A 6,324-nucleotide genomic window follows, 5' to 3' on the forward strand; every position below is an offset into this window, starting at 1 on the left:
TGGCGCCTGCCGGCGCGGTCGCGCCCTCGCCTGCCGGCGCCGGCACCGAGATCAGCGGCACCGACGGGTTCTGCAGGCTGTCCTGGTGCGCCAGCGCGGCCGGAGCACCGCCGTGCGGGGTCACCACCGGGGTTTCGAGCAGGGCGCCATTGTCCGCTTGCGGCTGCTCGCTGCCCGGGAGCAGGCCGAAGTGCCAGAGCGCGGCGCCGGCGGCGACCAGTACCGCCACGCCGGCGATCAGGCCGACCGGCACCTTATTGCGCTTGCCGCCGATCGGGAAGCGGCTTTGCGAGAACGAGGCCGGACGCTGCTCGCGGCGCGGGATCGAAGCGGTGGCGCCGGCCTGGGCTTCGGGCGGCATGTTCATCTCGATCTTGGCGACCAGCGGGGCGGCGTCGATCTTCAGCAGCTTGGCGTAGGCGCGCACGAAGCCGCGCGTCACGGCCGGGCTCGGGAGCGAGGCGTAATCGCCGGCTTCCAGCGCCACCACCTGGCGCGGCGCCAGTTTCAGTTGGTCGGCCACCTGCTCCACGCTCCAGCCCATCGCTTCGCGCTGGGACTGCAGGGTCTTGCCGGGGATGCCAGCGTCGTTGCCCGGCGTCGCCGGCTGGTCTGCATGCTCGTTCATCATCTTGTCTCACTCATCGAATGCGCCGCGCTCGAAGGCCGCGTACTCCGGCGAGCCGGGGAAGCGCCGCCGCAGCTGGGCTGCCAGGCTGGCTTCCTGCGTCCGGTCGCCGAGCTTGCGCTGCACGCGCAAAGCCAGCCAGAGCGCATCGGCCGACAGCGTGTCGAGTTTCGAAGTCTCGATCAGGCGGTTAATGAAAAAACCGGCGCGCGGGTACTCGCGCCGCTCGTAATAGGTCCGCGCCAGGCCGGCGTTGCTCGCCTGCAGGTCGGGGTTGTAACGCAGGGCTTCGAGCAGGTAACGCTCGGCGGCCTGGAAATTCTTGCTGCGGATGCTGCACAGTCCGGCATTCACCAGCGCGCTCACCGGGGTCTGGTAAGCCGGGTTGCGCAGCGCCGCGTCGAAGTACGGCATGGCCTGGGCCGGCTTGTTCAGCGAGGTGCACAGGAAGGAGCCGTAGTTGTTCGACAAATCCGGGTTGCCCGGCTTGAGGCGCAGGGCGGTCTTGTAGTTGTCGTCGGCCAGGGCCAGCTGGCCCATCGCGGTGTAGATCAGCGCGCGCAGGCCATGGGCTTCGGCATTGTCCGGGTCGGCCGCGAGCGCCTGCTTGACCTCGTCGAGGGCGATCTCGTACTTGCCGTTCTGGTAGTAGCCGACCGCCAGCTGCAGGCGGATCGAGGCGCGTTTTTCCGCCGCCGTGACGTCGGACGCGGTCTTCAGTTCGCCGCTGCCGCTGCCATTGCTGGCGCAGCCGGCGAGCACAGCCAGCGCAGCGATAGACGCTGACAGGAGAGCTGCACGACCGGCTGCGCGAACCATCAGGAAGGGATCTCCACGATGCGCCCGAAGTCGGCGCCGAACTTCTTCTGGTACTCGGCCATCTTTTCCATGCGCTGGGCCACGCGGGTGCGGTCCTGCACCTCGCCGGCCAGCTGGCCGCAGGCGGCGTCGATGTCGTCGCCGCGCGTCTTGCGCACGGTGGTGACGATGCCGGCATCCATCAGTACCTGGGCGAAGGCCTTGATGCGCGGGTTCTTCGAGCGCGTCAGGCCCGATTCCGGGAACGGATTGAACGGGATCAGGTTGAACTTGCAGTTAATGCCCACCACCGGATCGTTCACCAGGGCGATCAGTTCGCGCGCGTGCTCGTCGCTGTCGTTGAAGCCGTCGAGCATGCAGTACTCGAAGGTGATGAAGTCGCGCGGGGCGAATTCCAGGTAGCGCTTGCAGGCGGCCAGGAGCTCGCGCAGGGGGTATTTTTTATTCAGCGGCACCAGGATGTCGCGCAGGGCGTCGTTCGACGCGTGCAGCGACACGGCGAGGGCCACCGGCACGTCCTGGGACAGCTTGTCGATGTTCGGGACCACGCCCGAGGTCGACAGGGTCACGCGGCGGCGCGACAGGCCGTAGGCGTTATCGTCCAGCATCATCTTGAGCGCGGTGACGGTCGGCTCGTAGTTGAGCAGCGGCTCGCCCATACCCATCATGACCACGTTGGTGATCTGGCGCTCGCCCTTCGGGCCCGGCTCGATGCCCTTGGTGCGGCGCAGCTCGAACTCGGCCATCCACAGCTGGCCGATGATCTCGGCCACGGTGAGGTTGCGGTTGAAGCCCTGCTTGCCGGTCGAGCAGAAGCGGCAGTTGACGGCGCAGCCCGCCTGGGTCGAGATGCACAGCGTGCCGCGGTTTTCTTCCGGGATGAACACGGTTTCCACGGCGTTGCCATTGCCGACGTCGACCAGCCACTTGCGGGTGCCATCAAGCGAGGTATGGTCGCTGATGATGCCCGGCGCACGAATCTCGGCGCGGGTCTTGAGCTTTTCGCGCAGCGACTTGGCCAGGTCGGTCATGTCGTCGAACTCGGACGCGCCGAACTGGTGGATCCAGCGCTGGAGCTGCTTGGCGCGGAACGGTTTCTCACCCAGCTCGGCGCAGTACGCAACGAGTTGCGCGGGATCGAAGTCCAGCAGGTTGGTGAGCGTCGTCATGGCAAAATCCTTTATTTCCTGAAACCACTCGCGCCGGCCCGAGGCCGCGGGCGAGTGGTTTACTCTTTTAAATTAGTCCGGGGGAAAATTTACCGGGGCGCGCCCCGGATGCGCTCCCCCTACTAATTAACGCGAGTAGACGTTCAGTGCCGGGAAGAAGTAAGCGATTTCCACGGCAGCGGTTTCAGCGGCGTCCGAACCGTGGACGGCGTTGGCGTCGATCGAGTCGGCGAAGTCGGCGCGGATGGTGCCGGCTTCAGCTTTCTTCGGATCGGTGGCGCCCATCAGGTCGCGGTTCTTCAGGATCGCGCCTTCGCCTTCCAGCACCTGGATCATGACCGGGCCCGAGATCATGAAGTTGACCAGGTCCTTGAAGAACGGACGCGCAGCGTGCACGGCGTAGAAGCCTTCGGCTTCGGCTTGCGACAGCTGGGTCATGCGTGCAGCGACGACTTTCAGGCCAGCGCCTTCGAAGCGGCTATAGATTTGGCCGATCACGTTTTTTGCAACTGCGTCCGGTTTGATGATCGACAGGGTGCGTTCGATTGCCATGTAAAACTCCAATGAAAAGAATGGTTTGAATCAAGAACCTTTAATGGCTCCTGCAACTGAATTTGGAACTCAATTAACCTTTAATTTTACCACAGCTGCCTCATATAACCGATATTGCGGCACTGGCAAGCAAAGTGGTAGAGTTGCAGAGCAAAATCGTCCTGGTTTAAGGCTCTGCTAAGCATCTGCTTGTATGGTTTTCTCAGTGACGCTCATCCACCAACCGGAGGCACCATGATCCCTAATTCGCAACCCCGCAGTACGATCGACCTGACCAAAGCCGGCCGGGTCGACGTCACGCGCAACAAAGTCCTGCGCAACACCTACTGGCTGCTGGCGCTGTCGATGATCCCGACCGTGCTGGGCGCCTACATCGGCGTGTCGTTCGACCTGATGGCCGGCATCGGCGGCATCGGCTTCATCGGCTTCATGCTGGTCGCCTTCGGCTTCATCTTCGCGATCCAGAAGTTCAAGGACTCGGCCGTCGGCCTGGGCCTGCTGCTGGCCTTCACCTTCGTGATGGGCCTGATGCTGACCCCGCTGCTGCAGCACACCCTCGGTTACTCGAACGGCGGCACCCTGATCATGACCGCCTTCGGCGGCACCGCTTGCGTGTTCGCCGTGATGGCCAGCATCGCCACCACCACCAAGCGCGACTTCTCGGGCATGGGCAGCTGGCTGATGGCCGGCGTGATCGTGCTGATCCTGGCAGCCGTGGCCAACATCTTCCTGCAGATGTCGGCCCTGACCATCGTGATCTCGCTGCTGGCGATCGGTATCTTCTCGGCCTTCATCCTGTTCGACGTGCAGCGCATCGTCAACGGCGGCGAAACCAACTACATCACCGCCACCCTGTCGATCTACCTGGACGTGTACAACATCTTCACCAGCCTGCTGCAACTGCTGGGCATCGCCGGCGGCGACCGCGACTAAGCGGTTTCAGCCGAAATGAAAAGCCGACCTCGAGGTCGGCTTTTTTTATACCACTGGGGTCAGGTCTGACATTCGGACACAAGCTCTTCCGTACTTACGCTCGAGGCCGTGTCTGAATGTCAGACCTGACCCCGATCTGTGTGCGTTAGGCCTCGGCGGGCACTTCGTAGGTGGCGGCTGCCGCCGGCTTCTCGCCCAGCTCGAACACCGCGATCGACTCCACGTGCGAGGTATGCGGGAACATATTGCACACCCCCGCCTTCTTCAGCACGTAGCCCGCCTTGTGCACCAGGATGCCGGCGTCGCGCGCCAGCGTCGAGGGGCTGCAGGATACGTACACGATCCGCTGCGGCATCAGCTCCTCGTGGGACTCGCGCAGGTCGGCCAGCGCCAGCGACAGGGCCATGGCGCCGTCGCGCGGCGGGTCGACCAGCATGCGGTCGAACTTGCCGAGCGCGACCAGGTCGTCCTTGTTCACCTCGAACAGGTTGCGGGTCGAGAACGAGGTTTTGGCGGCCAGGCCGTTGGCCTGCGCATTCTCCAGCGCGCGGGTGGTGAGCGCGGTGCTGCCTTCGATCCCCACCACCTCGCGCGCCTGGGTCGCCAGCGGCAGCGTGAAGTTGCCAAGGCCGCAGAACAGGTCGGCCACGCGCTCGCCCGGCTGCACCGCCAAGAGGCGCAGCGCCTTCGAGACCAGCACCCGGTTGATCTGGTGGTTCACCTGGGTGAAATCGGTCGGCTTGAAGGGCATGCGGATGCCGAATTCCGGCAGCGTGTAGTACAGCTCCTTGCCCAGCGGGTAGTAGGGGTAGGCGGTGTCCGGGCCCTTCGGCTGCAGCCACCACTGGATGTTCCATTTGTCGGCGAAGGCCCTGGCCAGTTCCTCGTCCGCCGGGGTGAGCGGGGCCATGATGCGCAGCACCAGCACGGTCACTTCTTCGCCGATCGCGACTTCGATCTGCGGCATCTGGTTGTAGATCGACAGCTGGCCGACGAACTCGCGCAGCGGCACGATCAACCGGGCGACGTGGTCCGGCAGGATCTCGCAATAGGTGATGTCGGCCACGTAGGACGACGCGCGCTCGTGGAAGCCGACCAGCACCCCGCCCTTCTTGGCCACGTGGCGCACCGACAGGCGCGCACGGTAGCGGTAGTCCCAGGTCGGGCCGTACAGCGGGCGCATGATGTTCTCGGCCTTCACTTTGCCGAGGTGCCACAGGTTGTCCTCGAGGACGCGCTGTTTCATCGCAACCTGGGCCGAGGGCTCGAGGTGCTGCATCGAGCAGCCGCCGCAGTAGCCGAAGTGCTGGCACTTCGGCTCGACCCGCATCGACGAGGCACGCTGCAGGGTGACCATGCGGCCCGACTCCCAGTTCTTCTTCTTGCGCAGGGTTTCAAAGCTGACGCGTTCGCCCGGCAGTGCGCCTTCGACGAAGATCACCTTGCCCGGGGTGCCATCTTCGTTCTCGAGGTGGCCGACGCCGCGCGCGTCCGCATCCAGGGATTTGATGTCGATGAAAATTTCTTGCATGTTGGTCAAAAAGAAAGAGGGAGTGGGCACAGGACTGGCTGTGCAGGGAGTTCGCAAATAAAAAATGGGCGGAATGCGCCCGGGCGGAATGATAGCAAGGAAATGGGGTGGGTGCTACCGGGGGAAGGCTCGGCTACAGCAGCGAATCGCGCACCACCCCGCGCGCCGCCATCGCCCGCTTCAGCTTGACCAGCGCCTCCTGCTGGATCTGGCGCACCCGCTCGCGCGTCACGCCCATCTCCTCGGCAAGGGTCTCCAGCGTGGCCGGATCGTCATTGTCCAGCCCGAAGCGCCGGGTGACCACCAGGCGCTGCTTGTCGGGCAGGCGCGTGAGCCAGTCGCGCACCAGGGCCGTCATTTCGTGCTGCTCGGCGCGCGCGTCCGGGCTGGCCTCGCCGTCGTCGGGCAGCATGTCCATCAGGTTGGAGGTCGGGTCGTTGTCGAGCGGGGCGTCGAGCGACGCGGCGTGTTCGGACAGCGCCAGGATGTCCTGCACCTCTTCCACCGGCCGCCCGACCAGGCTGGCGATGTCTTCGCAGGAAGCTTCCTTGCCATCGTGCTTCTGCGCCTCGAGGTGGTACTTGGCGCGCAGCACCTGATTCAGCTCGCGCACCATGTGCACGGGGAGGCGCACCGTGCGCGCCTGGTTCATGATGGCGCGCTCGATGCTCTGGCGGATCCACCAGGTGGCG

7 protein-coding genes are annotated in these 6,324 nt (G+C 64.7%); 1 reads left to right on the forward strand and 6 read right to left on the reverse strand.

Going from position 1 to position 6,324, the window contains the following annotated elements; genetic code table 11:
* The 4 genes from B2R83_RS13515 to ndk form a co-directional block, all read right to left on the reverse strand.
* On the reverse strand, positions 1-628 hold a 628-nt coding region (locus B2R83_RS13515), incomplete at its 3' end, for a helix-turn-helix domain-containing protein (protein WP_292042160.1).
* A 9-nt stretch (positions 629-637) separates the two neighbouring features.
* Positions 638-1,447: a type IV pilus biogenesis/stability protein PilW gene (pilW, locus tag B2R83_RS13520; protein ID WP_292042161.1), complete on the reverse strand. Its 810-nt coding sequence runs from the start codon at positions 1,445-1,447 to the stop codon at positions 638-640.
* Positions 1,447-2,616, reverse strand: coding sequence for a 23S rRNA (adenine(2503)-C(2))-methyltransferase RlmN (rlmN, locus tag B2R83_RS13525; RefSeq protein WP_292042162.1), 1,170 nt, complete (start codon positions 2,614-2,616; stop codon positions 1,447-1,449). Before rlmN ends, pilW begins: the two co-directional genes overlap by 1 nt.
* A 126-nt stretch (positions 2,617-2,742) precedes the next feature.
* Positions 2,743-3,168 carry a nucleoside-diphosphate kinase gene (gene ndk / locus B2R83_RS13530; RefSeq protein ID WP_027867147.1) on the reverse strand — a complete coding sequence of 142 codons (426 nt, stop codon included), beginning with the start codon at positions 3,166-3,168 and terminating at the stop codon, positions 2,743-2,745.
* 234 nt (positions 3,169-3,402) lie between these two features.
* Between ndk and B2R83_RS13535 the strand changes: the two genes are divergently transcribed.
* Positions 3,403-4,101, forward strand: coding sequence for a Bax inhibitor-1/YccA family protein (locus tag B2R83_RS13535; protein ID WP_051996649.1), 699 nt, complete (start codon positions 3,403-3,405; stop codon positions 4,099-4,101).
* A gap of 145 nt (positions 4,102-4,246) precedes the next feature.
* On the opposite strand, the gene rlmD is transcribed toward B2R83_RS13535, so the two are convergent.
* Positions 4,247-5,632 carry a 23S rRNA (uracil(1939)-C(5))-methyltransferase RlmD gene (gene rlmD / locus B2R83_RS13540; protein WP_292042165.1) on the reverse strand — a complete coding sequence of 462 codons (1,386 nt, stop codon included), beginning with the start codon at positions 5,630-5,632 and terminating at the stop codon, positions 4,247-4,249.
* Between the two features lie 133 nt (positions 5,633-5,765).
* On the reverse strand, positions 5,766-6,324 hold a 559-nt coding region (locus tag B2R83_RS13545), incomplete at its 5' end, for a sigma-70 family RNA polymerase sigma factor (protein WP_292042167.1).

Source organism: Massilia sp. UBA6681 (genome assembly GCF_002454935.1).
Classification (GTDB): domain Bacteria; phylum Pseudomonadota; class Gammaproteobacteria; order Burkholderiales; family Burkholderiaceae_D; genus Telluria; species Telluria varians.

What these genes read in the sequence shown, in the direction of transcription:
- B2R83_RS13535 (WP_051996649.1), top strand. Translation starts at nt 3,403, where the DNA reads ATGATCCCTAATTCGCAACCCCGCAGTACGATCGACCTGACCAAAGCC.
- ndk (WP_027867147.1), bottom strand. Translation starts at nt 3,168, where the DNA reads ATGGCAATCGAACGCACCCTGTCGATCATCAAACCGGACGCAGTTGCA.
- rlmD (WP_292042165.1), bottom strand. Translation starts at nt 5,632, where the DNA reads ATGCAAGAAATTTTCATCGACATCAAATCCCTGGATGCGGACGCGCGC.
- rlmN (WP_292042162.1), bottom strand. Translation starts at nt 2,616, where the DNA reads ATGACGACGCTCACCAACCTGCTGGACTTCGATCCCGCGCAACTCGTT.
- pilW (WP_292042161.1), bottom strand. Translation starts at nt 1,447, where the DNA reads ATGGTTCGCGCAGCCGGTCGTGCAGCTCTCCTGTCAGCGTCTATCGCT.